The 25,857-nt window shown below is 49.9% G+C and carries 27 protein-coding genes; 20 read left to right on the forward strand and 7 right to left on the reverse strand.

Annotated features, from left to right (window positions below):
• Positions 1 to 21: 21 nt before the first annotated feature.
• From cysE to IOQ59_RS01450, 6 genes are all read left to right on the forward strand, one after another.
• Positions 22 to 822, forward strand: a complete 801-nt coding sequence (gene cysE, locus IOQ59_RS01425; protein WP_193951623.1) for a serine O-acetyltransferase — start codon at positions 22 to 24, stop codon at positions 820 to 822.
• A 36-nt stretch (positions 823 to 858) separates the two neighbouring features.
• Complete coding sequence (gene dapB / locus IOQ59_RS01430) at positions 859 to 1,662, forward strand: 4-hydroxy-tetrahydrodipicolinate reductase (protein ID WP_193951468.1); 804 nt, start codon at positions 859 to 861, stop codon at positions 1,660 to 1,662.
• Positions 1,663 to 2,015: 353 nt separating this feature from the next.
• Positions 2,016 to 4,529 carry a putative bifunctional diguanylate cyclase/phosphodiesterase gene (locus IOQ59_RS01435; protein WP_371871807.1) on the forward strand — a complete coding sequence of 838 codons (2,514 nt, stop codon included), beginning with the start codon at positions 2,016 to 2,018 and terminating at the stop codon, positions 4,527 to 4,529.
• A 183-nt stretch (positions 4,530 to 4,712) separates the two neighbouring features.
• Entirely contained in the window at positions 4,713 to 5,129 is a 417-nt protein-coding gene (locus IOQ59_RS01440) for a rubrerythrin family protein (protein ID WP_193951470.1), read from the forward strand.
• Between the two features lie 60 nt (positions 5,130 to 5,189).
• Entirely contained in the window at positions 5,190 to 6,536 is a 1,347-nt protein-coding gene (locus IOQ59_RS01445; RefSeq protein ID WP_193951471.1) for a heterodisulfide reductase-related iron-sulfur binding cluster, read from the forward strand.
• Between the two features lie 12 nt (positions 6,537 to 6,548).
• Positions 6,549 to 7,136, forward strand: a complete 588-nt coding sequence (locus IOQ59_RS01450; RefSeq protein ID WP_193951472.1) for a DUF3501 family protein — start codon at positions 6,549 to 6,551, stop codon at positions 7,134 to 7,136.
• A 62-nt stretch (positions 7,137 to 7,198) separates the two neighbouring features.
• Here the strand turns inward: IOQ59_RS01450 and folX are convergent, their stop codons facing one another.
• The 4 genes from folX to IOQ59_RS21495 form a co-directional block, all read right to left on the reverse strand.
• A complete protein-coding gene (gene folX, locus IOQ59_RS01455; RefSeq protein WP_228050591.1) occupies positions 7,199 to 7,561 on the reverse strand; it encodes a dihydroneopterin triphosphate 2'-epimerase in 363 nt (120 codons plus the stop codon).
• A 54-nt stretch (positions 7,562 to 7,615) separates the two neighbouring features.
• The gene (locus IOQ59_RS01460) at positions 7,616 to 8,512 is read right to left on the reverse strand and encodes a D-hexose-6-phosphate mutarotase (RefSeq protein ID WP_193951473.1); all 897 of its coding nucleotides are present in this window, start codon (positions 8,510 to 8,512) and stop codon (positions 7,616 to 7,618) included.
• A gap of 79 nt (positions 8,513 to 8,591) precedes the next feature.
• On the reverse strand, positions 8,592 to 9,356 hold the full coding sequence (locus IOQ59_RS01465) for a slipin family protein (RefSeq protein ID WP_193951474.1): 765 nt from the start codon (positions 9,354 to 9,356) through the stop codon (positions 8,592 to 8,594).
• Positions 9,353 to 10,741, reverse strand: coding sequence for an NfeD family protein (locus IOQ59_RS21495; protein WP_371871808.1), 1,389 nt, complete (start codon positions 10,739 to 10,741; stop codon positions 9,353 to 9,355). Before IOQ59_RS21495 ends, IOQ59_RS01465 begins: the two co-directional genes overlap by 4 nt.
• A 214-nt stretch (positions 10,742 to 10,955) precedes the next feature.
• On the opposite strand from IOQ59_RS21495, the gene IOQ59_RS01475 reads away from it, so the two are divergent.
• From IOQ59_RS01475 to IOQ59_RS01505, 7 genes are all read left to right on the forward strand, one after another.
• Positions 10,956 to 12,068, forward strand: a complete 1,113-nt coding sequence (locus tag IOQ59_RS01475; RefSeq protein ID WP_193951475.1) for a 4Fe-4S dicluster domain-containing protein — start codon at positions 10,956 to 10,958, stop codon at positions 12,066 to 12,068.
• Positions 12,065 to 12,928 (forward strand): FAD/NAD(P)-binding protein, encoded by an 864-nt coding sequence (locus IOQ59_RS01480; RefSeq protein WP_193951476.1) that lies wholly within the window; start codon positions 12,065 to 12,067, stop codon positions 12,926 to 12,928. Before IOQ59_RS01475 ends, IOQ59_RS01480 begins: the two co-directional genes overlap by 4 nt.
• A gap of 1 nt (position 12,929) precedes the next feature.
• On the forward strand, positions 12,930 to 13,715 hold the full coding sequence (locus IOQ59_RS01485) for an NADH-quinone oxidoreductase subunit B family protein (RefSeq protein WP_193951477.1): 786 nt from the start codon (positions 12,930 to 12,932) through the stop codon (positions 13,713 to 13,715).
• Entirely contained in the window at positions 13,708 to 15,000 is a 1,293-nt protein-coding gene (locus tag IOQ59_RS01490; RefSeq protein ID WP_193951478.1) for a Ni/Fe hydrogenase subunit alpha, read from the forward strand. Before IOQ59_RS01485 ends, IOQ59_RS01490 begins: the two co-directional genes overlap by 8 nt.
• Positions 14,997 to 15,452 (forward strand): hydrogenase maturation protease, encoded by a 456-nt coding sequence (locus tag IOQ59_RS01495; RefSeq protein WP_193951479.1) that lies wholly within the window; start codon positions 14,997 to 14,999, stop codon positions 15,450 to 15,452. The genes IOQ59_RS01490 and IOQ59_RS01495 overlap by 4 nt, the downstream gene beginning before the upstream one ends.
• 54 nt (positions 15,453 to 15,506) lie before the next feature.
• Positions 15,507 to 15,959 (forward strand): hypothetical protein, encoded by a 453-nt coding sequence (locus IOQ59_RS01500; protein WP_193951480.1) that lies wholly within the window; start codon positions 15,507 to 15,509, stop codon positions 15,957 to 15,959.
• A 72-nt stretch (positions 15,960 to 16,031) separates the two neighbouring features.
• Positions 16,032 to 16,343, forward strand: coding sequence for a YqfO family protein (locus IOQ59_RS01505; protein ID WP_193951481.1), 312 nt, complete (start codon positions 16,032 to 16,034; stop codon positions 16,341 to 16,343).
• 1 nt (position 16,344) lies between these two features.
• Here the strand turns inward: IOQ59_RS01505 and IOQ59_RS01510 are convergent, their stop codons facing one another.
• Positions 16,345 to 16,926 carry an NUDIX hydrolase gene (locus IOQ59_RS01510; RefSeq protein ID WP_193951482.1) on the reverse strand — a complete coding sequence of 194 codons (582 nt, stop codon included), beginning with the start codon at positions 16,924 to 16,926 and terminating at the stop codon, positions 16,345 to 16,347.
• Positions 16,927 to 17,045: 119 nt separating this feature from the next.
• On the opposite strand from IOQ59_RS01510, the gene IOQ59_RS01515 reads away from it, so the two are divergent.
• The 7 genes from IOQ59_RS01515 to IOQ59_RS01545 all read left to right on the forward strand — a co-directional run bounded on the left by IOQ59_RS01515 (position 17,046) and on the right by IOQ59_RS01545 (position 22,878).
• Complete coding sequence (locus IOQ59_RS01515; RefSeq protein ID WP_228050592.1) at positions 17,046 to 17,609, forward strand: CoA pyrophosphatase; 564 nt, start codon at positions 17,046 to 17,048, stop codon at positions 17,607 to 17,609.
• Positions 17,610 to 17,619: 10 nt separating this feature from the next.
• Positions 17,620 to 18,147: a gamma carbonic anhydrase family protein gene (locus tag IOQ59_RS01520; protein WP_193951484.1), complete on the forward strand. Its 528-nt coding sequence runs from the start codon at positions 17,620 to 17,622 to the stop codon at positions 18,145 to 18,147.
• Entirely contained in the window at positions 18,147 to 18,332 is a 186-nt protein-coding gene (locus IOQ59_RS01525; protein ID WP_193951485.1) for a DUF1289 domain-containing protein, read from the forward strand. The genes IOQ59_RS01520 and IOQ59_RS01525 overlap by 1 nt, the downstream gene beginning before the upstream one ends.
• 45 nt (positions 18,333 to 18,377) lie before the next feature.
• Positions 18,378 to 18,683: an MTH1187 family thiamine-binding protein gene (locus IOQ59_RS01530; protein WP_371871809.1), complete on the forward strand. Its 306-nt coding sequence runs from the start codon at positions 18,378 to 18,380 to the stop codon at positions 18,681 to 18,683.
• A gap of 202 nt (positions 18,684 to 18,885) precedes the next feature.
• Positions 18,886 to 19,842, forward strand: a complete 957-nt coding sequence (locus tag IOQ59_RS01535) for a UDP-glucose 4-epimerase family protein (RefSeq protein WP_193951486.1) — start codon at positions 18,886 to 18,888, stop codon at positions 19,840 to 19,842.
• A complete protein-coding gene (locus tag IOQ59_RS01540) occupies positions 19,842 to 20,864 on the forward strand; it encodes an MraY family glycosyltransferase (protein WP_193951487.1) in 1,023 nt (340 codons plus the stop codon). The genes IOQ59_RS01535 and IOQ59_RS01540 overlap by 1 nt, the downstream gene beginning before the upstream one ends.
• 52 nt (positions 20,865 to 20,916) lie before the next feature.
• Positions 20,917 to 22,878 carry a polysaccharide biosynthesis protein gene (locus IOQ59_RS01545; RefSeq protein WP_193951488.1) on the forward strand — a complete coding sequence of 654 codons (1,962 nt, stop codon included), beginning with the start codon at positions 20,917 to 20,919 and terminating at the stop codon, positions 22,876 to 22,878.
• A 316-nt stretch (positions 22,879 to 23,194) separates the two neighbouring features.
• Here the strand turns inward: IOQ59_RS01545 and IOQ59_RS01550 are convergent, their stop codons facing one another.
• Positions 23,195 to 24,376, reverse strand: a complete 1,182-nt coding sequence (locus IOQ59_RS01550; RefSeq protein ID WP_193951489.1) for a glycosyltransferase family 4 protein — start codon at positions 24,374 to 24,376, stop codon at positions 23,195 to 23,197.
• Positions 24,377 to 24,544: 168 nt separating this feature from the next.
• On the reverse strand, positions 24,545 to 25,852 hold the full coding sequence (locus tag IOQ59_RS01555; protein ID WP_193951490.1) for a TolC family outer membrane protein: 1,308 nt from the start codon (positions 25,850 to 25,852) through the stop codon (positions 24,545 to 24,547).
• Positions 25,853 to 25,857 lie beyond the last annotated feature (5 nt).

Here is a 25,857-nt window from a genome sequence, read left to right on the forward strand (position 1 = left end):
GGTCACACCATTGAGGGCGTCATGACCTCCATACCGCTAGAACCCAAAGCGCTTTGGGCAATAATTCAGGAAGAAGCACGCCTCGAAGCGGAAAACGAACCGTTTCTGGCTAGTTTCTTCCACGCAACCATTATAGGTCATCGTGATCTGGCATCGGCCCTTTCCTACCTTCTGGCAGGAAAGTTGGCTGATGAAGTGATGCCAGCCGTTACCTTGCGCGAGCTGATCGAGCAGGCGTACGAATCTGAGCCACAGATTATTATGTCGGTCTGCCACGATCTGAGCGCTGTGCGGACGCGAGATCCCGCCATTGGCAAACTTTCTACGGTACTGCTCTATCTGAAAGGCTTTCATGCTATTCAGGCTCACCGCATCGCAAATTGGATGTGGAAACAGGGGCGTACTTCGATGGCTCTGTATATCCAGAGCCGTGTCAGCTCCACCTTGCAGGTTGATATTCATCCAGCGGCTTGTATTGGTCGTGGTGTGATGTTTGATCACGCAACCGGTATTGTTGTGGGTGAAACCTGTGTGATCGAAAACGATGTATCGATTTTGCAGAACGTGACTCTGGGCGGGACCGGGAAAGAATCCGGTGACCGCCATCCTAAGATCCGTGAAGGCGTGTTAATTGCCGCTGGTGCGAAGATCTTTGGCAATATTGAAGTAGGTGCTGGCGCTAAGGTCGGCGGTGGCTCAGTGGTACTGGAAGATGTGCCACCACACACAACCGTCGTAGGTGTGCCTGCGAAGATTGTGGGCAGTGCTGGGTGCGAAAAACCCGCACTGGATATGGACCAGAATATTCCGAACGAAGAATAAGTCGTGATAAACGGCAATGAATCAGGACAGAATCGCATGATCAGAATTGCAGTGACCGGTGCAGCCGGACGTATGGGTAAAGCGAACATCGAAGCGATCCAGCAGGCGGAAGGCGTTGAACTAGGTGCCGCGATTGTTGAGCCTAGCAGCTCTTTGATTGGTGCCGATGCGGGTGAAGTTGCGGGTGTTGGTAAGCTGGGTGTGAGTATCGTGGGTGACTTGGCCGATGCTGTGAATGATTTTGATGTGCTGATCGATTTCACTGCGCCTCAGGCAACGCTGAAAAATCTGGCGTTCTGTGCTGAAAACGGTAAGCAGATCGTAATCGGCACGACTGGCTTGAGCGATGCTGAGCGCGAAGAGCTGAACAGTTATGGTGACAAGCTGGCGGGCGTTTTTGCTTCGAATATGAGTGTCGGTGTGAACTTGTGCTTTAAGTTGTTAGCCATGGCCGCTAAAGCATTGGGTGACGATTACGATGTGGAAATCATCGAAGCGCATCATCATCACAAAGTGGATTCTCCATCAGGTACCGCGTTGAGCATGGGCGAAGCGGTGGCCGATGCACTGGATCGTGATCTGAAGGAGTGTGCGGTCTATGGTCGCGAAGGCCAGACCGGTGCGCGTCCGAAGAAAGAGATCGGTTTTGCAACCATTCGTGCGGGCGACGTGGTAGGTGATCACACAGTTCTGTTTGCGACTGAAGGCGAGCGTGTAGAGATTACGCATAAAGCCAGCTCCCGTATGACCTTTGCTAAAGGTGCAGTGCGTGCAGCGCGCTGGGTGAACGGCAAAGAAAACGCAATTTACAATATGCAGGATGTGCTGGATCTGCACTGATCCAAATTGATGTGTTTAACTGATCGTTGAGCATTGAAACGGTCGACGTCCTCCCAGGCCCCTATTCAGGGGCCTGTTTGTTTTTATCTCCTAATACTTACTTTTTAAGTAAACGTTTGTTTGAATTTTTGGTGCTCGGGCAGGAAAAGGAAATCAAACAAAAGTTAAACTGATCTCGTCAGCGTTATTTAGACTTTGTTGAATATTTTCTTTTAAAACAGTGGTCTTGTGCTACGTTTAAGTGCGCTTTCTGTTTTGTGGTGGAAAATTAAAACAAAATGCAATCTAAACGCAGTACTATCAAAACCTATCTCCTGAGATGGATCCTGCTATTTTCGGCACTTGGATTTCTGGTGATTTTTCTAATTGCCAGCCATGCCTTTACCAGCAGTATTCGTGACAATGCTAACGAGATAGCAGAACGTGTCGCTCGGCAAACGTTCAATTCTATGTATCTGGTGATGAGCCAGGGCTGGAGTCGTCAGCAGCTCGAGCAATTTCTCGGTCAGATGGAACAGGATAATGCCCAGTCAGATCTGAAAGTGACGCTCTATCGGGCACCCGTTGTGGATCAGCTATTCGGCCGTATAGAACAACCTGTGATGGATGACAGCCTGAAAGAGGCGATCCGTACAGGCGAAGCCCGTTCCCAAGAAGTGGGTGATTCCAGCCGTTACCTTTACCCGTTAACTGCGAAAGAAACCTGTCTGGCGTGCCATACCAATGCCATATTGGGGCAATCGTTGGGATTGATCGAAGTTCAACAAGAGTTGTCGGCGACGGTTGCTCAAGCTAAAACCAATCTAATTTATAACCTCTTGCTCATCGCACCCTTGCCGTTGTTGCTGGGTTTTCTGGCGGTACGTTCGCTCACCCGCCGGGTCGATGAGTCAATTAATCAGCTGACGACCAGTGTGGCGACGGTTGAATCGATAGCGGATCTGGAGAAGTTAGAACGGGAGCGTTCCAAACTTGCCTTCCATGAACTGGCGCGGATTTACGATGAGGTGGGCACGCTGGCAACCAAACTGCGTCATGTGGCGGTGGATAAAGAGTTGCTGGAATTTGAGATCCGGTTGCTGGAAAAATTTGTGATCACCTCTGAAGTGGTTCGGGACTGGCGAGAGTACGTCAGTGACCTGCTACTTGAGATCAACAAGGTGATTGATGCGCACACGATGTTCTCCATCTTTAAGGTGGATGATGAACTCTTTGACCTGGAGATCTTCTGGTTACGCCCGGCGAGTCAGGAAACCCAGGACAATATGGAAAAAGCGGTGATCCGCCGCTTGAAAGAGAGTGACTCGCAGTTGTACTCCGCCGGCTTGAATGTACGTCACAACATTGCCAGCCGAGAGGGTGACTTGATCGAGTTGGATCAGGACAGCATTGAATTGCAGTGTAAATCCCTACTCGTGGATACGCCGAAAATTGGCGGCATCGTCGGGATTGGCGTGCAAGCCGAAATCATCCGGGATCAGACCAAATTGCTGGTACTGGAAAGCGTGTTATCAACCCTGTTAAACGTCGTGGGCTCGGTGCGAGCGATCTACAAGTACACCAACGATCTGGAATATTACGCAACGCGGGATCCGCTGACCAATCTATACAACCAGCGGATGTTCTGGGAATTGCTGGAATATGAGCTGGATCGTTGTGCTCGTCACGACTACAAAGTGGCTGTGCTGATGATCGATCTGGATAACTTCAAATCGATCAATGACGGTTATGGTCACAGCTGGGGCGATAAGCTGTTAGAAATGTTCGCCGAATGTTTGCAAAAGACCTTTGAGCAGGGTGCTGTCGTGGCCCGCTATGGCGGTGACGAGTTTGTTGTGATGTTGTCAGAAGCTTCGCTGGAAAGTGCTGAGGAGGCGGGGCGGATGTTGCTGGATCGTATCCGTTGCTTCTCGGTTGAGCATAGTTCCGGGGCGGAGCTAAAGATCACGGCATCAATCGGTATCGGTATTTATCCTGATCATGCGCAGAGTAAGAAAGATCTCTTCATGTTTGTGGATAACCTGATGTACCGGGCCAAGCAGGACGGTAAGGACCGTTTGTGTGTACCGGACGAGCATGACCTTGTAAATATCTTTAAAGATATGAGCGAGAAAACACTGCTGGTGAAACATGCTATTGAACATCGCAAACTGATACCGGTCTTCCAGCCTATCCAACGCACTGATAATGGGAACGTTACCGCAGTGGAAGTGCTGAGTCGTATCGAACTGCCGGATGATAGTTTGATGAAAGCGGCTGAATTCATCGAGATCGCAGAGTCGATGGATAAAATTCACGCGCTGGATTATATCGTCATGGAGAAGGCGTTTGCGGCGGCGCGTGAGATCAATTACCGGGGACTACTGTTTATCAATATGTCGCCCCGTGCTGTTGTCGTGAGTGATTTTATCCAGCAGGTTAAACGCTTAACCCGGCAGTACGAAATCAATACCGGTAACATCGTATTTGAGATTACTGAACGCGATACGGTGAAAAGTATCTCGATGCTGGAACAGTTTGTGGCCAACCTTAAAGATGAAGGCTTTAAGCTGGCGATTGATGACTTCGGCTCAGGTTTCTCCTCTTTCCATTACCTCAAGCACCTGCCCATTGATTACGTCAAAATCGAAGGTGAATTTATCGCCAATATGGCCAGTGATAAGCGTGATATGGCGTTTGTGAATAGCATCGCCAAGTTATCCAGGGAGCTGAATCTGGAAACAATTGCTGAATTTGTAGAGAGCGAAGAGGTACTGGAATTGGTTGAAGCCGCCAACATTACTTATGCACAGGGTTATCATATTGGCCGCCCGACGCCGGATCTCGCCAGCATTGTCGTTCAGACATACGAGCCAGCAGAAGTTTAACCTCGGTGGCAGCGTCGGTTATGGACGACCTCAGCTGCCACCACCCCTGCCTTGCCTTTTGGTCGTATTTTGATCATAGCTGCACTCAATAGAGCAGATAAATATTCTCTATTTAGACTCCTTTGGCATGCCTATCTATCATTAAATTGAGCTGTCTTGATTCACTGATAGAGGAGAGTGACTATGTCTCTCAAAGGTAGCAGGACGGAGCAAAATCTGAAGGATGCATTCGCGGGCGAATCTCAGGCCAATCGTCGTTATCTTTACTTTGCCGCTAAGGCTGATGTTGAGGGTTATAACGATGTGTCAGCCGTTTTTCGCTCCACCGCCGAAGGTGAGACCGGTCATGCGCATGGCCATCTCGATTATCTGGAAGAGGTGGGGGATCCCGCAACGGGTCTGCCAATCGGTGAGACCTCCAACAACCTGAAAGCGGCGATTGCCGGTGAAACCCACGAATATACGGATATGTATCCGGGCATGGCGAAAGCGGCCCGGGAAGAGGGGTTCGACGAAATTGCCGACTGGTTTGAAACACTGGCGAAAGCTGAACGTAGCCACGCCAATCGTTTCCAGAAAGCACTGGATGCACTGGACTAACTCTGACCTGGAAATCAGGGCAAGACGATTGCGCTGATTTCCGGCAGTGAGAACAACGGTATGAGCAAATCGCCTGACCGTGAGGGCAGTTTGGACGCACCTACACGCCATCCGCTGGATTGGAAGAACGAATCTTTTTATAACGTCGACGATCTTAATCAGGAGCTGGAGCGGGTGTTTGACATCTGCCATGGCTGCCGGCGCTGTGTGAACCTCTGTGATGCCTTCCCGACGTTATTTGATCTGGTTGATGAATCCGACACCATGGAAGTGGATGGTGTTGATCCCATGGATTTCATGAAGGTCGCTGATCAGTGTTATCTCTGCGACATGTGTTACATGACCAAATGTCCCTATGTACCGCCACATGAATGGAACGTCGACTTTCCCCACCTGATGCTGCGGGCGAAAGCGGTGAAGTACAAAGACCAGGGGGCGAACTTTCGTGACCGGGTGCTAACCAGTACCGATCAGGTAGGACGTTGGGCAACTATCCCGTTGATTGACGTCACCATCAATGCACTGAACGAACAGCGCTGGGCTAGAAACCTGATGGAACAGAGCATAGGCATTCACCATCAGGCAGTGTTACCCAAGTTCGATTCGAAAACACTGCGTAAACGGGTGACCTCTCAACTGACTGAGCTACGTGCCGTCACCACCACCGCTACGGATAAAACCCGTGGCAAAATAGCCTTGTTCGCGACCTGCTACGGTAATAACAACAGCCCCAAATTGGGTGAGCATCTGGTCGATGTTTTTCATCACAATGCAATTCCCGTCAAGCTGGTAGGTAAAGAGCGATGCTGTGGTATGCCCAAAATGGAGTTGGGGGATCTGGAGTCGGTTAGACATGCCAAGGAAGCTAACATCCGAGAACTGGCTGAATGGGTGGATCAGGGATACGACCTGACGGCACTGGTGCCATCTTGTGTCCTGATGTTTAAACAGGAGTTACCCCTGATGTTTCCCGATGATCCGGACGTGAAAAAAGTGCAGCAGGCTTTTTTTGATCCCTTTGAGTATCTCTGGTTGCGCCACAAGGCGGGGCTGTTACGCAAAGACTTCTCAAATCCACTCGGTGATATTAGCTATCAGGTGGCGTGCCATCTACGGGTGCAAAACATCGGATACAAAGCGCGAGACGTATTGAAGTTGATTCCCGACACGCGGGTGACTGTGCTGGAGCGTTGTTCCGGTCATGACGGGACCTATGCGGTCAAAGTCGAAACCCACGATAAAGCCGTGAAAATTGGCAGTCCGGTTGCCCGCAAAGTGAAATCGGCCGAAGGCGCAACCCTGAGCAGTGACTGCCCGATGGCCGGTAGTCATATCGCGCGCCTGAGTGAAACGGCAGAAGGTTCGCAGCACCCCATCAGCCTTTTGCACAAAGCTTACGGACTCTGAGGAGTGTTGAGCATGAACAAACTTACACGTGATGATCTGCTGTCATTGGAGGCATATGCCACCTGCCGTGATCAGTTCCGGCGTGATGTTATGACCCACAAAGCCTGTCGTCAGATTCAGCTGGGTGAGCATATTCGTTTGTTATTCGAAGATCGCCTGACCATGCAGTATCAGATTCAGGAGATGCTACGTGTTGAACGGATTTTTGAAGCGGATGCGATTCAGGAAGAGTTGGATACCTACAACCCCCTGATCCCTGATGGCAACAACTGGAAAGCCACCATGATGATCGAATACAGCGATGTAGATGAGCGTCGTAAGGCGCTGTCTGAGTTGATTGGTGTGGAACGCAAGCTGTGGATACGCGTCAACGGCTATGAACCTGTCTACGCGATCGCTGATGAAGATCTGGAGCGGGATAACGACGAGAAGACGTCCAGCGTGCATTTTTTACGTTTCGAGTTGCCATCGAAGGTGATGAAGTCTGTTATGAATGCAAAAACGGGTGTACGTATGGGTGTTGATCATCCCGGATACTATGTCGATATGGATATGCCGGATCAGAGCCGAATCGCCCTGTTAAAAGATCTGAATAGATAGGTTGTGTTGAGCAATATGATCCTCGACACAACCTCCGGATGAATTTGATCTGCCGCCAGACGTTACTTCCGCCACTCCAGTGACAATGATACGGAATCGGCAAAGCGCAATGCGTGGGGTTTGTCGATTGTCACCCGCGCATATTCAGTCCAATCGTGTTCGCTGCAGATGTCGAGCACGTCGGATACCAGCTTTTCGAGCAATTTAAAGTGCCCGGCTTCTACATGGGATATGACCTTTTTTGTGATGACTTTGTAGTTGAGCGCGGCTTCTACATCGTCATTGGTCATCGCTTTGTCAGCGGGGTAGTGAATTTCGATGTTGATCACAACGTCCTGTTGTTTGGTCATCTCTTCCGGATTAAATCCGATAAACGTGCGTAAGCGCAGATTGGTGATGTTGATGACCGCATTGCTGATCGACATACAAGCTCCTTAGTGTGATCAGAAAGTTTATCCAGAGGGTAACAGATCTGCCGCCTAAGATGACCCGGTGATCTGTAGGGTTGCCTGACGGCTCTCATTCGGCACCAGGACCCAGCGGTTGCCGAATGCCGCGCCTCTTTCTACGCAGATAAACTGCTGATGGATCCCTTCACCAACATCGTTCATGGCCGCTGCATTTTCAGCGCCGGGATTCCATACAATAGCCGTTTCGCAGTTGTGTCCGCGGATGGTGATAGCGGGCTCACCGAGTATCTGCTGGGAGGTGGGTACGGATTCATAGACACGATCAACTTCGCCGCTAAAGCGGATATTACCGTCCTGATACGTGGGTTGAAGCCCTCGCAGGTTATCCAGATAGTCCAGACCCGACAGTCCTGTAACAGCAGCGGATGCCAGATCGGCTACCGGATGATAGCTGTGCAGTGCCCAACTGAATTCGGCGTCTGAATCTGAATGATTGTGGAGTGTGAGTTTAAGCTCGATCTCATTCGATAGTGTGATCTGTAGTTGGGCGGTAAATGGATGCGGGAAGAGAGCCAGATCTTCGGCGTTGGATGCGAACGTAAAAACCAGCAGGGTCGTTTTCGGGTCAGGTTCCTGAATTTCGCTGAGTTGCCAGTCCTGATTTCGGACAAAGCCGTGCTTGGGTTTGGAGGGGGCATTTTGATTTACGCCGAACCAGGGTAAGCACACGGGGATCCCGCCACGAATCGCGGTGCCTTTGGCAAAGACGGCGTTAGGGCTGAGCCAGAGCAGTTCTGCTCCCGTTTGGGGTTTGAACTGGAGTACCTGCGCCCCTTGAACTGCAATGACCGCCTCGCAGCTCTGGTTGCGGACCAACAGCATAGGTAACGCAGGTAACTCTTTCTGGAAACGACTAACGCTGTCGGTTAGCGCGACCGTTTGGGTGTGTTGAACGATGTCCTGCAAAGCGCAATCCCTTCTATATACACGTGTGGATAACGCGATGGTAGGCGATCTCTATGTCAAAGTGCAGTATTTACAACGCTCATTTTTCAGCGCGGGCCATGTTTTCGCGAAGACTGTTGATCATATCAATCGGTAGTGGGAAAACGATGGTATTGCTGTGCTCGCCAGCGATCTCTGTCAGCGTTTGAAGGTATCTCAGCTGCAAAGCCTGGGGTTGCTTGGACAGGATCTCAGCGGCTGCGCTTAGCTTTTCTGAGGCTTCCAGTTCCCCTATGGCGTGGATAACTTTTGCCCGTCGTTCACGTTCCGATTCCGCTTGTTTTGCGATTGCACGGATCATCGATTCGTTCAGATCAACATGTTTGATCTCTACATTACTAACTTTGATGCCCCAGTCATCGGTCTGCTGATCGAGGATGGTCTGGATATCCCGATTGAGTGTGTCGCGTGAGGCCAGCATTTCATCCAGTTCGTGCTGTCCGAGGACAGAACGTAATGTGGTTTGCGCCAGTTGGCTGGTGGCTTCGTGGAAGTTTTCCACATTGATAATGGCTTTTTGCGAGTCCACTACGCGGTAGTACACCACGGCATTGACCATCACCGAGACGTTATCCCGCGAGATGACATCTTGTGTCGGTACGTCCATGACCACTATACGAATGTCCACGCGAACCATCGTCTGGATCAGCGGGATGACGATGATCAGTCCGGGGCCTTTCACCTTGTAAAAGCGCCCGAGAAGAAAAATGACACCACGTTCATACTCTCGCAGGATACGGAAGGTGCTGATCAGCAGGGCGAGGACCAGTACAACCATACTGATGTAAAAATATAGTGTGATCATTGGGGATCTCCCGTTGTTGGACGGTCGTCTTTGGTAACTTCCAGTAGCAGTCCTTTCACGTTGAGGATCGTTACCTGTTCGCCTGCGTTGATTGGGGAAGCGGATTGGGCGTTCCAGATTTCGCCGTGTAGTTGGACCTTGCCCAGTTCATGAAAGTCTTCCAGTGCCAGTGCTTTCGCGCCGACCAGCATGCCGGTGCCGCTCACAACCGCGCTGCGCCGTGAACGCAGTGCCATCGCCAGCACAAATATGCAAAGCCCACCGGTGACAGCGGTAAAGGCTGCAATGACCGGGATTGCAATTTGAAACGCGGGTAGCTCGGTGTCCATCAACAGTACGGAGCCGATGGCAAATGAGACTGCGCCGCCGATACCAAATATACCAAAGCTGGGAGACATGGCTTCCGTGACCATCAGGCCGACGCCCAGCGCAATCAGAGCCAACCCTGCGTAGCTCACCGGCAGCAGCTGGAAGGCGTAAAGTGCGATGAGTAAGCTGATACCACCGATAACACCAGGCAACCCCACTCCTGGGTTATAGAACTCCAGTAACAGACCGTAGAGACCTGCCAGCATCAGGATGTAGGCAACGTTAGGGTTGGTGATCACCGAGAGAAAATCGTAGCGCCAGTCGGTGGTGACTTCGTAGAGGCGGGCTTGTGTTGTCATGAGTTGATAAGGCTGGTCACGGACTTTGATTTCTCGTCCATCCAGTTGCTGTAACAGATCGTGGAGATCATTCGCCATCAGATCTATCACTCCCTCTTTTAGTGCTGCCGAGGCACTCAGGCTGGCGGCATCGCGCACCGCTTTTTCCGCCCAGTCGGCGTTACGTCCGTGCAGATCGGCCAGTCCCCGAATGTAGGCGGCGGCATCGTTCATGATCTTTTTTTGCATCGGATTCTGGGCCGCTTCACCCAGGGAGTCTTCTTTGTCATCTTTGCGGGTTGGATCTTTGGGCTGTGGCGGTGTCATGCCAATCTGTACCGGCGTGGCGGCTCCCAGATTGGTGGCCGGTGCCATCGCGGCGATGTGGCTGGCGTACAACAAGTAGGTTCCGGCACTGGCGGCACGGGCCCCTTTAGGATGAACAAAGGTGGCAACAGGCACGGGGGAATCAATAATGGCCTGAATCATGTTGCGCATTGATGTATCGAGACCGCCGGGCGTATCCAGATGCAGAACTAACAGGTGGGCTTTTTTCTCATTGGCGTCGCTCAGTGTACGGACCAGCAGATCACCGCTGGCAGGACCAATAACACCGGATATCTTCAAGTGCCATATGTCACGGCTGGTTGTGTCCTGAGCCAGAATGGATGGCATCGCCAAACCAATCAAAAGCAGAAGTGAGCAGATCATCCATGACAGATATGTTCGTATCGGCACGGCCTAAATCCTGCTGTTGGATATACAGCAAGTATAGCGGGTCATTTTTCTAAGAGCGGAAGCCGTGAATGAACGCCGTCCCAATCTATATCAATAGTGGGGCTTTCCGCCTTTCTAATCTCCCGTTCATGCTCTAATCTGGCAGATACGGTGAAATTTTGTCCAGGAGCCTCCGGGGCAAACATGATACGCGTCTTCGGGGAGCTGAATTGCTATGCAGCCACAACTTGCCGGTTTTTTACCACGTGAACATCTGCAGCAGCTGGTGGAACTGTTACAGCTGCACGACTATGAGGTATTTGGACCTCAAGTGCGTGACGGCGCCATTGTGTATCTCAACCTGCAGGATGTAACCCAGTTGCCGCAGGGGGTTAATGATCATCAGGCCGCGGGGTACTATCGTCTCGGGAATACACCCTCAGTGCGTTATTTTGACTGGGCGAATGGTCCCGAGTCACTCAAGCCGTTTCTATTCGCCCCGCGAGAGGTGATCTGGCAGGCCCGCCGTTCGAGCGAGGGTGCCATTGAATTTATTCCACCAGAGCCGGTCATCCAGAAGCGAGCGGTGTTAGGTGTCAGGGCCTGTGATCTTGCTGGTCTGCGGTTACAAGATCTGCATTTCCTCAAAAGTGAATTCAAAGACCCATGGTATGAAGCGCGGCGCAAGGGGTTATTCCTGATCTCGGTTAACTGCGCGCGTCCCGCCGATACCTGTTTTTGTGCATCAACGGGTGACGGCCCTGCGGCCGGGATGGGATTTGATCTGAACCTGACTGAGTTAGATGACGGATTCCTGATTGAAGTGGGCAGTGATGAGGCCGAAGACTTGATCGCAACGCTTCGTCTGAAGCCCGCGTCAGAAGAACAACTGTCTGCACAATATGCGCAGTATAAGCACGCCGTTGAGGTGCAGCAGCGTGCTCTGCCTGATATCCCGCTGATGAACATTTTGCAAAACAACCACGACCATCCGCGTTGGGATGATATTGCGGAACGGTGTTTAGCCTGTGGTAACTGCACCCAAGTGTGTCCCAGTTGTTTCTGTCACAGTGAGGGTGATGTGGTCACGCTGGATGGTGAGCAGAGTGACCATGTGCGTGAATGGGATTCTTGTTTCACCGCTGATCATGGCTACTTAGCGGGATTTCAGGTGCGTCCTGACACTAAGAGCCGTTACCGCCAATGGATGACACACAAGCTGGATAGCTGGCACGCGCAATATGGACGTAGTGGTTGCGTCGGGTGTGGGCGCTGTACAACCTGGTGTCCCGCTGAGATCGATTTCGTGAAGGAAGCACGCATTGTTAGCGGGGAGGATGAGGTATGAGTGAGGTGTGTCTCCCTGGAACCGATCCGATCAGTGCCACGTTACCCATAGCGGCAGAGGTGGTGGCGTTTGTGCAGGAATCTCCCAGTATTTTTACCCTGCGGTTACGGCTGGTCGATCCGGATCAGCGCGCTGCGTATCGTTTTGTCCCCGGCCAGTTCAATATGTTGTACCTGTTTGGCGTGGGTGAAGTGCCGATCTCTATTGTCTCCGATCCACAGGATGAAACCCTAATTGATCACACGATTCGCGCGGTGGGTCGTGTCACGGATGGTTTGGCGAAGCTGCGTGAGGGTGATCAGCTCGGTTTACGAGGCCCTTTTGGTCGGGGATGGCCGATGGCTGAGGCGGAAGGCAAGGACGTCATGATTGTGACGGGTGGGCTTGGCTGTGCCCCCGTGGTTGCCGTGATCAACTATGTGCTGATGCGACGACAGCATTTTGGTCAACTGACCATCATTCAGGGGGTTAAACACTCTGATGAGTTGATCTGGCGTGCGCGCTACGACTATTGGAACAGTTTGCCTAAAACGCAGGTGCTGATTGCCGTCGATCACGGAGGCACGCTCTGGCCCTATCACCACGGGCGTGTGACGGAAGTATTTGATCAGTCTCAGGGTGATCCGGCGAATACGATTGCCATGTTGTGTGGCCCCGAAGGCATGTTGAAAGCGGCCAGCGAAAAACTGATGGCGATGGGGGTGATAGAGGATCAGATCTATCTCAGTATGGAGCGCAACATGCAGTGTGCGATTGGGCATTGTGGACACTGCCAGTACGGGGCTGATTTTGTTTGTAAAGATGGGCCGGTCTTCGCTTATCCACAGGTCAAAGCGTTTTTAGGCGTGCGAGGGATCTGATATGAGCCATAAGCCACGGATTGCGGTGCATAAATTCAGTTCCTGTGATGGGTGTCAGCTGGCTTTTCTCAACATGGGGGCCGGATTGCTGGAGCTTTCGGAGCAGGTGGATATTGTGCACTTTGCTGAAGCCGGACCGTTGGCAGAAGACTACCGGGTCGATATTGCCTTTGTTGAAGGCAGTGTCGTCACCGCGCATGATGTGGAACGTATTCAGCGTATTCGTGCCAACAGTGACTATTTGGTCACCATCGGGGCGTGTGCGACCTCCGGAGGGATTCAGGCGCTGAAGAACCTGGCGCATGATCGTGAGCACTGGCCGGCACAGATCTATACCCATCCTGAGTATATCGATAGTCTGCCCGAGTCCCAGCCGATTAGTGATCACGTCAAGGTGGACTTCGAGTTGTGGGGATGTCCGATCAACAGTGAGCAGGTTGTTGCGGCGGTTGGCAGTTTATTGCAAGACGTTGTGCCGAAAGATAATGCCGAAAAACTCTGTCTGGAGTGCAAACGTCAGCGTGTGGTGTGTACCTTGGTGACTCAGGGTGAGCCTTGTATGGGGCCTGTGACGCGTACAGGATGCGGTGCGTTATGTCCGAGCTTCGGACGTGACTGCTACGGATGTTACGGGCCGGCAGAGAGCAGCAATGCGGCAGGGCTGGCGCGGCGTTTTTCAGGGCTCGGCCTGGTGCCCGATGAAGTCTCGCGCAGAATGCATTTTATCCACCCCATCGCGTCCGATTTTGACTGTATTCCGGTGCAGCAGGAGCGTTGCGATGACTGAGCGGAATATATCCATCAAAGTCCCTATTCTGGCCCGCGTTGAAGGTGAGGGAGCTTTGCATCTGGAGATCAGGGACAACCAGATCGAACGGTTGCAGTTCAGCATCTATGAGCCGCCCCGCTTTTTCGAGAAGTTTCTGGAAGGACGCAGTTACACCGAAATACCGGATATTGTGGCGCGTATCTGTGGTATCTGTCCGGTGGCTTATCAGGTCAGTGCTGTGAATGCGATTGAATCAGCATTTGATATTGATGCGGGACCTTGGGTAAGGCAAATGCGTCGCCTGCTCTATCTGGGGGAATGGATTGAAAGTCACGCCCTGCATATCCATCTGTTGGCTGCGCCGGATTTCTTTGGTTGTGACAGTGGCATCGCTTTGGCAAAAGCCCATCCCCATGAGGTGAAGCGTGGGTTGCAGTTACAAGGCTTAGGCAACGAGTTGCTGCGATTGATGGGCGGACGTTCGGTACATCCGATTGGTGTAAGGGTGGGTGGTTTTCATAAAGCGCCTGACCTGATGGCCGTCGAACGCTTATTGGATAAGTTGCATCAGGTATTGCCTGAAGCGGAGGCTATGGTGGATTGGGTCGCGATGATTGATCTGCCTGAAGTGCGGCAGGATTTTCAGAGCGTGGCGCTGTCCGCGAATGATTATGCGATCGAAAATGGTCAGTTAAAAACCTCATCGGGTTTGCTGCTGACACCCGAGCAATATGAACAGCACTTCAGTGAGATGCATGCGCCACACTCTACGGCCCTATGGAGCTTGTGTGATGGTAAGCCCTATCTTGTCGGACCGCTGGCACGGATGAATCTGAACCACAGTACGTTACACGGTGCGGATGCCCATCAGTTCTCTCGCTATGCCGGACGTTTCCCCAGCCTTAATATGTTTGACAGCATGCTCGCGCGAGCCCTTGAGATCTGCTTTGCATTGCGTGAGGCGATTCGCATTCTTGAGCAATACCGAATGCCCGTAGCATCTTGTGTGGACGTTGAAGCAAAAGAAGGGCACGGGGCGGGTTGGAGTGAGGCACCCCGAGGCTTGCTTTGGCACCGCTATCAGCTGGATGAATCGGGTATTGTCCGAGCGGCCAAGATTGTTCCGCCCACCAGTCAAAATCAGGCGCGGATTGAGGAAGACCTGCATCAATCGCTGCAACTGTTTGGTCTGGATCGCAGTGAAGATGAATTGCGTTTGCACTGCGAAAAAGTCGTGCGTAACTACGATCCTTGTATCTCCTGTGCCACCCACTTTTTGAAGCTGACGACGGTGCGTTCTTGAAGAACGTACGGATTATTGGGCTTGGCTCGCCTCATGGAGACGATACCTTTGGTTGGGTCGTGGTTGACTTGTTGCAGCGGCAGATCGTGCCTGAGTCAGTAGAGCTGGTGGTGTTGGACAGGCCGGGTGCGGCACTATTGTCCTATCTGCAGGATGCAGATCACATCTGGGTCATTGATGCGGCAGACATGGGGGAAGTGCCCGGTACATTACATCAAATGGATGCTGTACAGCTGCTGAGGGAGCCTCGTCTGGCCAGTATCACCTCACATGGTATCGGGTTAATTGAAACACTTCAGCTGGCTGACGCATGCCAGATTACATTGCCGCCCATCCATGTATTTCTGGTCCAGCTTGCCCACCTAGAGTCAGATCAGCCGCTGTCACCGGCCGTACAGCTCAGCGCAGAAACACTGGCGGCCGATATCCGGGATCTGTTCACCTCTGATTAAGACTTAGCGCGGTATAACTGACAAGGTAAGACAGATTCGGCTAAGAGGTGTCCCATGAAAACGTTACTCGTTTTGGGCCTGTCTGCGCTGATCCTAAGCACGGATGTTGAAGCCAGTCTGGGGTATCCCGGACAGGAGGTTCAGCAAGATATTCCCATCCCTGTTCAGGCATCCCCCTGGGGCGCTGATGATCAGGACTCTGCTACCATCGATCCGCTTGCACGCATCTATCTCGATTTTGGTATTCACGCCCCTATCGGGCGACATGGACGGATAGATCTCTACTTTGGCGGTCCGGGCTATGGCTACAGTTATCCTTCTCACTACCGCTACCGTCATCACTACAAGCGTTATAACAGGCATTATCGTCCGCACTACCGGCCGCACTTTAGAAACCATTACCGCCCGCATCGGAGTTATCCACACCGCTGGAAACGGCATCACAATCGCGGCTATGATCGTAACAGGTATCATCCGGGGTCACATCAGCATCGCCAGTGGCGTTGACATGTTGCAGAGTAAATTGCCAAGACTATAAAAAGTACGGATAGTTCAGGCGCTTGGATAAGGGAGTCGTGAGTGTATAAGCTAAGTTTTTTTGTGCCGCAGGAGCAGCTGGAAACGGTGAAACAGGCGCTATTTGATGTGGGTGTGGGAAAGATCGGAAACTACGATAGCTGCTGTTGGCAAACCTTAGGTGAAGGACAGTTTCGTCCATTGGCGGGCAGTGATCCGCATATAGGTGCACTGGATACTGTCGAACGCTTACCTGAGTGGAAGGTGGAGATGGTCTGCAGCGATCAGCTTATCCGCTTAGCCGTTGAGACTTTAAAGCACGCCCACCCCTATGAAGAGGTGGCATACGATGTGTGGCAACTGTCGGACATCTGAATCAGTCAGCGGCGCTGCTATCGTGGCATTCAGTGCGGAATTTCTGAGTATCACTGGCGTCCAGCGAGATGTGTCTTAGAGGATACAGACCTGTTTGTCGATCAGCGAAATAGAGCTTCAGTGCATTACGGATTGTCTGAAAGGCCAGCTCATCCCAAGGGATGTCGTCTTCGCTGAACAGTTCCACTTCGAGCGACTCTGAGCTGATGGCGTATTCTGGCTTATCCATGCGGGCCAGATAAAACATCTGTACCTGATTGACATGCAGAATGGAGGTCACTGTGTAGAGGCTTTCAATCTTAACCTCAGCAAATGCCTCTTCATAGGTTTCACGCAGCGCGGCCTGTTCGGTTGATTCGCCATTTTCCATAAACCCGGCGGGTAGCGTCCAGTAACCCAGTCTGGGTTCAATCGCACGCCGGCACAGCAGAACCTTATCTTCGTATACCGGTAAACACCCTGCAATAATGCGGGGGTTCTGATAGTGAATGGTGCCGCAGCCGTCACAGATATGACGTGGACGGTTGTCACCTTCCGGAATGGCAATATGTACGCTGTTCCCGCAGTGGCTACAGAAATTCATCATCTATCCTTTAAAGAAGTGCTTTCTATTTTAAGGTGGGCAGAGGCACAGGGACAAGGTTATCATGAACGGAAACCCCTTGTGTCCATTGGATTATGTTACAAAATCTTAGAGACCGATTGACCAGCTATACGCCGCGACGCTTTTCGTCAGATCAGCCGAAAGCCAGTGTATTGATTGCACTGACGGACCATCCGAGCGAACCGGAAGTCATTCTGACGCAACGTTCAGTGCACCTGTCCAGTCATAGTGGAGAGGTTGCTTTTCCCGGTGGTAAACACGACCTGACAGATCCTGATCTGTTATATACCGCCTTAAGAGAAGCGGAAGAGGAGGTCGGTTTAAATCCTGAACAGGTGGATGTTATCGCACCTATGGGGCAAGTGATGTCCAAAAACCGACTGCAGGTGACGCCCTGGGTCGGTATTGTACCTCATGATGTCAGTTTGAAAGCCAACCCAGATGAGCTGGACGCTATCTTCCGCGTGCCTCTGACTTACCTGATGAGTGACCCGCGTCGACGTACAGATGCTATACGTTTAACCGACGTCACGCATTATGTGCCCGCGTGGGAGTTTGAAGGGTATCTTATATGGGGGTTAACCGCGTATATGTTGGCTGAGCTGCTCAATGTTGGGTTTGACGCACAGATTCCGATGAAACCACGGCCGGAACACCGATAGGAGTGAATGAATGTTATATACGCTGGAAGGGCAGCAGGTCCGACTGATCGGTGAAGAACACTTCATCGCCGAGAATGCCACTGTGATTGGTAATGTGGAGCTGCATGATCGCACGAGTGTCTGGTTCAACGTGGTCATTCGGGGGGATAACGACCCGATCATCATCCGTGAAGGCACGAATATCCAGGACGGTGCGGTGTTACATACCGATCCGGGTTTTACGCTGGACATCGGTGCCAATGTGACGGTCGGCCATCAGGCGATGTTACACGGCTGCACGATCGGTGACTGCTCGCTGGTGGGGATTGGCGCGGTGGTATTGAACGGCGCGAAAGTGGGGAAGGGCTGTCTGATCGGCGCGAATGCGCTGGTTCCAGAAGGCATGGAGATTCCTGATTACTCTCTCGTCGTGGGGGCGCCGGCAAAAATTAAGCGTTTGCTCAATGATGAGCAACTTAAAGCTCTGGAAGCTAACTCTGAGCATTATGTGGACAATATGCGTCGCTTCCTGAAAGACTTTAAACCGCAGGAAGTTTGATGAGTGATGTAAAAAAACCGGTGCGCAGTCCTTGTGTGGGTGTGTGTGCACTGGATGAAAATGATATCTGTATCGCCTGTCACCGCCACGGTATCGAAATTGGTGAGTGGGGCGTGATGACCGATGCTCAGAAGCGAGAGGTGCTGCAAAAGGTAGCACGCCGTGAGCAAGGGGATATCTGCTGATATCCCGGGTTATATTGCAAAACACACATCTGAGGAGATAAACCTGTGAAGGTGATGATTGATCTTTGTGTAATCCCGTTGGGTGTTGGGGTCTCCGTGTCTGAATATGTAGCTGCGTGTCAGCGGGTGTTGAATGATGCAGGACTCGAACATCAGATGCATGCCTATGGGACTAATATCGAAGGCGAGTGGGATGAGGTGTTTGCGGCGGTCAAACGTTGCCACGAAGTGGTGCATGAGATGGGAGCGCCAAGAGTGTCCACCTCAATGCGAGTGGGTACCCGGACGGATCGTTCGCAAACGATGAATGATAAGATAGAAAGTGTAGAGCTTAAACTATCCAGCGATTGAGTCATTCCCTGTGGACTATTAGAAGTACGCGTTAGAAAAAGTGTACTTGCAGCCAGCCAGATATTGATCTTGCACTTAGATGTTTAAGAGACAACTTCTCACGGAATAAATCGATTGTTTAACCTTTTGATAGTAAGGGATTTATTGTCTTTTATGTATCAGATAACTACGCTATAGATTCACATCATCGGGTGCTTTTAAGTTGAATGTTTTATTGACCGGTGCGAATGGCTTTTTGGGCCGGGCATTGAAAAAAGATCTGGAATCTCGACCTTCCATTACATTGAGTACTGCTTACCGATCTCGTACGTCTGATAATGATGAGCCTGGCTCCCATATAGTGGGAGATATTGATTCCCACACTGACTGGGCTAAGGCATTAGAGGGGGTCAATGTTGTTATCCATTGTGCCGCTCGTGTTCATGTAATGAATGAAACAGAGGCGGCTCCCGAGAAGGCCTTTAGGTCCGTTAATGTCCACGGGACGGTTCAGCTTGCACGTCAAGCAATTGCCGCGGGTGTTAGCCGATTTATATTTATCAGTACCATTAAGGTTAATGGTGATCTGACCGCCCGCGATGAGGCTTTCTATGCTGATGATGTACCGTGCCCTTCCGACGCATATGCTCAATCAAAATGGGAAGCTGAACAGGAATTGATGTCGCTTGCTAAGAGTAGCGGGTTGGAGCTTGTTATTATTCGGCCACCGTTAGTTTATGGGCCAGGTGTTAAAGCGAACTTCTTAACTTTGTTAAACCTGGTAGACAAAGGGATTCCTTTACCGCTGGGGGCTGTCGACAACAGTCGAAGTATTGTATTTGTAGATAATCTTGTTGATCTCATAGTTACTTGTGTCGAACATCAGGATGCGGCTAATCAAGTATTCCTCATCAGTGACTCGGATGACGTGTCTACCGCGGTTTTGATCCAGCGAATAGCCCATGTTTTGGGTGCTAAGTCCAGACTCTTTAACGTACCCGTTTGGATGTTGATAGCCGTATCCACTATGCTTGGAAAGCGAGCGCTCACTCAGAGGTTATGTGAATCTTTGACGGTCGACACATCTAAAACAGTTCAGACGCTCGGTTGGTCACCCCCTTACAGTCTTGATGAGGGGCTTAAAAGGACTGTAGAAGCTTACAAGGATGCTAAACTTTAATGTGGTTCTTATTTGTTGGGATATTGGCATTTCTCGCAACATATCTACTTACGGGATATTTTCGCTATTACGCGCTGAAGAACCGTTTGATGGATATACCTAATGAACGAAGTTCGCATGAGATTCCAACTCCAAGGGGGGGCGGGGTCGCGATTGCTTTAGTTCTAACGGTTTTTTTCACAGCTTTGGGTTTTGTCGAGCCTGATATTCAGCAGTCGTTATTAGCCATTATTTTTGCTTGCGCTGGAATATGTTTGGTGGGTTTAGTGGATGATCATCGGCATGTTTCTGCACGTTGGCGTTTGTTGGTACACTTTTCCGGAATCAGTTTGGCGCTTGTGATGATGGGAGGAGTGCCTCCTATCGAAGTATATGATGTCAGTGTTGAAGCAGGCTTTATAGGTTCTGTTTTGATCGTAACAGGTCTGGTGTGGCTTCTGAACCTGTTTAACTTTATGGATGGTATTGATGGAATAGCCTCGATTGAGACTATTACATCTGGATTGGCACTTGCTTTCCTGAGTTGGATGGTGGTTCCCGATTCAATGATATGGGTACCTCCATTGTTTATGGCGTGTTCGGTTTTAGGTTTTTTGATATGGAACTTTCCCCCGGCAAAAATTTTTATGGGTGATGCCGGGAGTGGGTTCATTGGTGCTTTACTGGGCTTACTTGCGGTGCACGCTGCGTGGGAATCTCCGGTATTACTTTGGTGCTGGGTTATTATGCTGGCCGTCTTTGTCGTGGATGCAAGCGTCACACTAGCGAGACGTTTAATCGCGTTGGAACCGGTTTATAAGCCCCATAGAAGTCATGCTTATCAGAATGCGTCTCGGCTTTATCGTTCCCACCTTCCTGTGACATTAGGTGTAGCGGGGATAAATGTTGTATTTCTGTTTCCAATTGCTTTTAGCGTAGCAACAGGGTTGGTTGAAGGTGTTGTGGGTGTGGTTATCGCGTATGTGCCATTATGCTTTATTGCGTTATACCTGAAGTCCGGTGTTAGCGAGGAAAAGGTATAAATATGATTGCTGATTGTTTTGTCACTCAAGCAATATCTGTACTTAGTGAATTATGACTAAACTATTCCAATGGTTTTTACAGTTATCCCGGCCAAATAAAAGGGTATTTAGTGTCCTTGTTGACATTATTATGCTCTTTATCGCGTGCTGGTCAGCAGTGGCTTTGAGTTTAGGCACATATAAAGGAATATTGGATTCATATTGGATCATATGTTTGCTTGCTCCCGTCTGCGCTATACCTGTCATGATTCCAATGGGTTTATATCGAGCGGTGATAAGGTATGTAGGCTATCGAGCAATATGGACAGTTGTTAGGGCTGTCAGTATTGGCGTGGTCGTTTGGGGAATCACTCTAGCATTGGCAGATCTATTTGTGCTTTTGCCGTACTCATCAGTCATCATCTTTTGGATGGCGGCATTAGTAATGGTAGGCGGTACCCGAATATTAGGGCGCTGGATGTTTCGTCAATATACGCCTGTCGGCCGAAGCTATAAAAATAGACATGCCTGTCGCGCGTTAATATACGGTGCAGGGGCCGCAGGGCAACAGATGGCAACTGCATTATTAATAAGCCCTGAAGTCAGTCCTGTCGGTTTTCTAGATGATGATCGGTCTGTTTATGGTAGTGAAATAGCGGGCTTACGTGTTTATGGAATAGGGGATATTGAAGACCTTATTCGACGATATGATGTTGATACAGTATTGATGGCCATAAGGTCTCTTTCGACAAAAAGGCGTCGCGAGATTATACGTAAGCTTGAGCAATACCCGGTGGAAGTGAAGGTCATGCCTCCTCTTGGTGACCTTGCTAAAGGCCAGATTCAGCTGAATGATATGGCTAATGTTGATGTCGTTGATCTGTTGGGAAGGGATTCTGTTAAGCCTGATGGCGCTTTGTTAGAACGCTGTATTAAAGGGAAATCCGTACTAGTCACCGGTGCGGGTGGTTCCATAGGATCTGAGCTTTGTCGTCAAATACTGCAGCAAAAACCCGCACTTCTTATTCTTTTTGAACTGTCGGAATATGCTTTATATGTGATCGAGAAGGAGCTGTCAGAAAGCATTTCTGCCAATCAGCTCGATGTTCTGGTTTATCCAATGTTGGGTACAGTTCAGGATCAAAAGCATTTAGAAGATATTATGCGAAAGTATTCAGTTGAGACCGTTTATCATGCTGCGGCGTATAAACATGTTCCTCTGGTCGAGCATAATATTGTTTCGGGCATACGCAACAATTTGTTTGGTACCATCAAAACCGCAGAGGCTGCTATTGCGACGGGCGTTAAGAATTTTGTATTAATTTCTTCTGACAAAGCCGTACGCCCAACGAACATTATGGGAGCGACCAAACGGATGGCTGAAATGAGTTTGCAGGCTATTAGTCATCGTGAAGCAAGTGCTGGCAATAAGGTGTGCTTCTCAATGGTGCGTTTTGGGAATGTGCTTGGCTCATCCGGGTCTGTTATTCCGCTGTTCCGTCAGCAAATTGCACGGGGTGGTCCTGTAACGGTCACTCACGAGAAAATGACTCGCTATTTTATGACGATTCCAGAGGCCGCATCCCTTGTGATTCAGGCTGGAGCGATGGGGCATACCGGTGATGTATTCTTACTCGATATGGGAGAATCGGTAAAAATAGTTGATCTCGCAAAGGAGATGATCGTTCTTGCGGGATACTCTGTCAGGGATGAAGCTTATCCTGAAGGGGAAATCGAAATTGTCTTTTCAGGTTTGAGGCCGGGCGAGAAGCTATATGAGGAGCTTTTGATTGGTGGTAATGCTCAAGGTACCGATCATCCAATGATATTGCGGTCCTCAGAAGCGTTTTTAGAATGGCCTGAGATGAACGCAGAACTTGTTGAAATGGAAGCCTTGTTACACAGTGGTGATTATCTGCAGATTTCTGAGAAGTTAAAGAAGCTGGTGAGCGGTTACGAGCCATCAACCGGAATTGAGGACTATCTTTACAATGGAACGGCTGGAGTATCGTCTTTGGATATAATCAGGCACTAGCCTTGTCTGTGTGGAGGTAGAAAGTATTGGGTGTACCTTACTATAAGGTGAGGTACTTAATGGGTAAGCTGACACTCATCAACACGCCGAGAAAGATACCCAATATATTGGCGATCATATCGTACCAGCAGAATCCGCTCCCGAAATAGTGATCCCAGATCTCTTTCAGTAAACCAATCAATAGCGTTAACACAAAGGCTATATCGTTGGTTGTGACAGTGCCTAAGCAGATGAAGATAAATAAGCTATAAAAGAAATGCTGCTTTTTATCTTCCTCGTGAGATAACTTAAATATTAAATTTAGTATAAAGGCGCCTTAAGCCGTACTGGCCTGTTTCAGAGTGTTCATTAAGCGTTCGCCTGAACTCTTCCAGGTATATTCTGCTGCAATTATCCTGCCTTGATTGGATAGGCGTGATCTCAGGTCTTGGTCTTCTAGCAACTCCAGTAACGATGAAGTAATGCTTTCTCTATCGTAGGGATCTGCAAGTAAGGCACTCGACTGCGAAACTTCGGGCATAGAACTGGTCTTTGAGGTTAATACAGGAACACCGGAGGCCATCGCCTCTGCTACTGGCATCCCATATCCTTCGAAAAATGAGACGTATACCATGCACGTTGCCTGCGCATAGATCAGCGGAAGATCTGCCTGGCTAACATAACCTAATCTAAAAGCTTCGCCCTTTTTTAGGAGTGGTGTTAGCACTTTCTCCAGTTCCTCATTGAGCCAGCCTCGTGCGCCAACCAGCACCAAAGGAAAGCGCTTACGCAGTGGCGCAGGTAAATCAGAAAAAGCTTTTATTAGGCCTTCGATATTCTTTCTCGGCTCCAAAGTTGCGACGGATAGAATATAGCTTTCAGGGAGCGAATAGGTTCTTCTGACGTTAGCGAGCTGGTCGGACGTGTAAACTTCCCTAAAACTATCGCAAACCGCCGGCGATACAATATCGATCTTATCTGCAGAGATGCCAAACTGCTGGACAATATCGTTACGCGTATATTCAGAGATGGTTACAATCTTTTGTGCCTGATTGAGGCTGCTCTCTAGTTTGTTTGCCAATAAACTCACACGTTCAGCAGGATGGTATTGCGGAAAGTGAAGGTGTGATAAGTCGTACACCGTAAGTACTGACGGATTTTCCAGAGGAAGTAACGTGTAGTTTGGTTCCCAGTAGAGGAAGTCATGACACTTCTTTGCTGTCTGAAGCGCTCTGTACTGCTCCAGTATGCGTTTTATACTTCGAGCATAGGGTACTTGGCGGGCAATATTGATCAGCTTTGTTTTGGATGTTGTGTTCGATGTGCTTCCTTTGCTCGCAGCCATCGTCGGGAGCAAGAGCTTTTCGAGTTCAGCATGCTCATAAGCCCCCATCATCGAAATCCCTTTACACTCTTTCAGCGATTCGTCAGCCATAATCTGGAGTAAAAGCTGGCGGGTATAATGCCCAATGCCAGTCAGAGGGGTCAGTAGAGGGGTGACGTTAGTGAGCAGTTTCATGATATGAGCACTAGCTGTTATGCCATTAAAGACGTGAACTCATCATGACGCAGGTCTAATGTTGTGCGTTTGAACACATCAGTCATCTTGTTCACTTCAAAGGGGTTTCTAATCAGCCTTTAACATCGCTCGAAAGAGTGAAGAAGTATTAAAGGCAGAATAGGTTTCTTACGAACTTGTCATCCAGTTGTCTACACGTCCGATGTGTTCTTCAGTCAACGTGCCGGATATGCTCAATAGCTGAACCCAGTTATTGATGTAATCATACTGAGCCTGGTGAAAGTCCTTCCTGAATTTGTATTGTTCACGAATAGCATCCAGAACATCCACAACCGTGACTGTCCCGTACTTAAAGCCTTTTTCCTGAGCTTCTCGGGATTTTACTGATGATTTCAGTGCTTTTAGAGCGGCAGCCATAATCGCTTCATTAGATTTTACATTTAAATAAGCGGCGCGGGTTTCTTTCAATATGTTACGCCTCGCCTCCTCATATTCCAGTTGAGCTATGCGTAGTGTGGCGCGCTTCTCGGCTTTTCTGGCGGAAGTGCCACCGCCTTCAAAAAGAGGGAAAGTTAAATTAAGAGAGGCAACATAGGTATCTGTACGGGCTGCCTGCGTGTTCTCAAAACCAATATCTGATTTCTGCGCACTTAAAGTCAGATCTATTGTTGGATAGTGGCCGGAATCCGCTTGTCTAAGGGCAGCTTCTTCAGATTTTACCTTTAAGCTTAGAGCCTGTAGATTTGGATTGTTTAGTAAAGCCTTTTCCGTCCAAGCGTCCAAACGTCCCGTTTCGCCCAGTAAGCTAGTGTTATCGGTAAGACTATTTAGATGAGGTGGAACGGGATACCCTACGAGTTCAGAAAGCGCTTCGAAAGCAATTTCTAACTCACCTTTAGCTGCAATCTCGTTTGCCAACGTACCGTCCAGTCGAGCCTCTACTTCAAGTATATGCGTAACGGTCGATAGTTGATGTTTATAGCGGGTTTTCAGCAGTTGCAGCTGCTTTTCTATCGCATCCTTTTCAGCGGTGACAAGCTTAAAAGCATCCTGTTGTGACAATGCAGCAAGGTAGCGCTGGGTCAGATCAACAGACACCAGCATTCTTCTTTCTTCTAGCCTTAGGCGTGATTCATCCGAAAGGTGTTGATACCGGTCACGATTATGCCAAGCATTCAGGTCGAAGAGCTTTTGTTGGGCGACAAGACTGTACTTTTCCCCTTTATACCGCTCAGTGTTGGAGGTTTGGATTACTTCTCTTTGATTCTCGGAAAGTGTCGAGTACATTCTAATCTGGGGCAATAGTTGAGCCCCCGCCTGATCAAGCTGAGCCGAACTCACCTCTACTTGTTGGGCTGCGATTCTTAATCTTGGGTCAGACCCAATTGTTTCGCCATAGAGTTCATATAAGCTGGCAGCGTTTGCAGGCGAGCTTAAAATAGACGCAACAGCAATAGATAGGAATAGTTTGTACATTTTTT

It is taken from the genome of Pontibacterium sinense, assembly GCF_015209595.1.
Taxonomy (GTDB): domain Bacteria; phylum Pseudomonadota; class Gammaproteobacteria; order Pseudomonadales; family Balneatricaceae; genus Pontibacterium; species Pontibacterium sinense.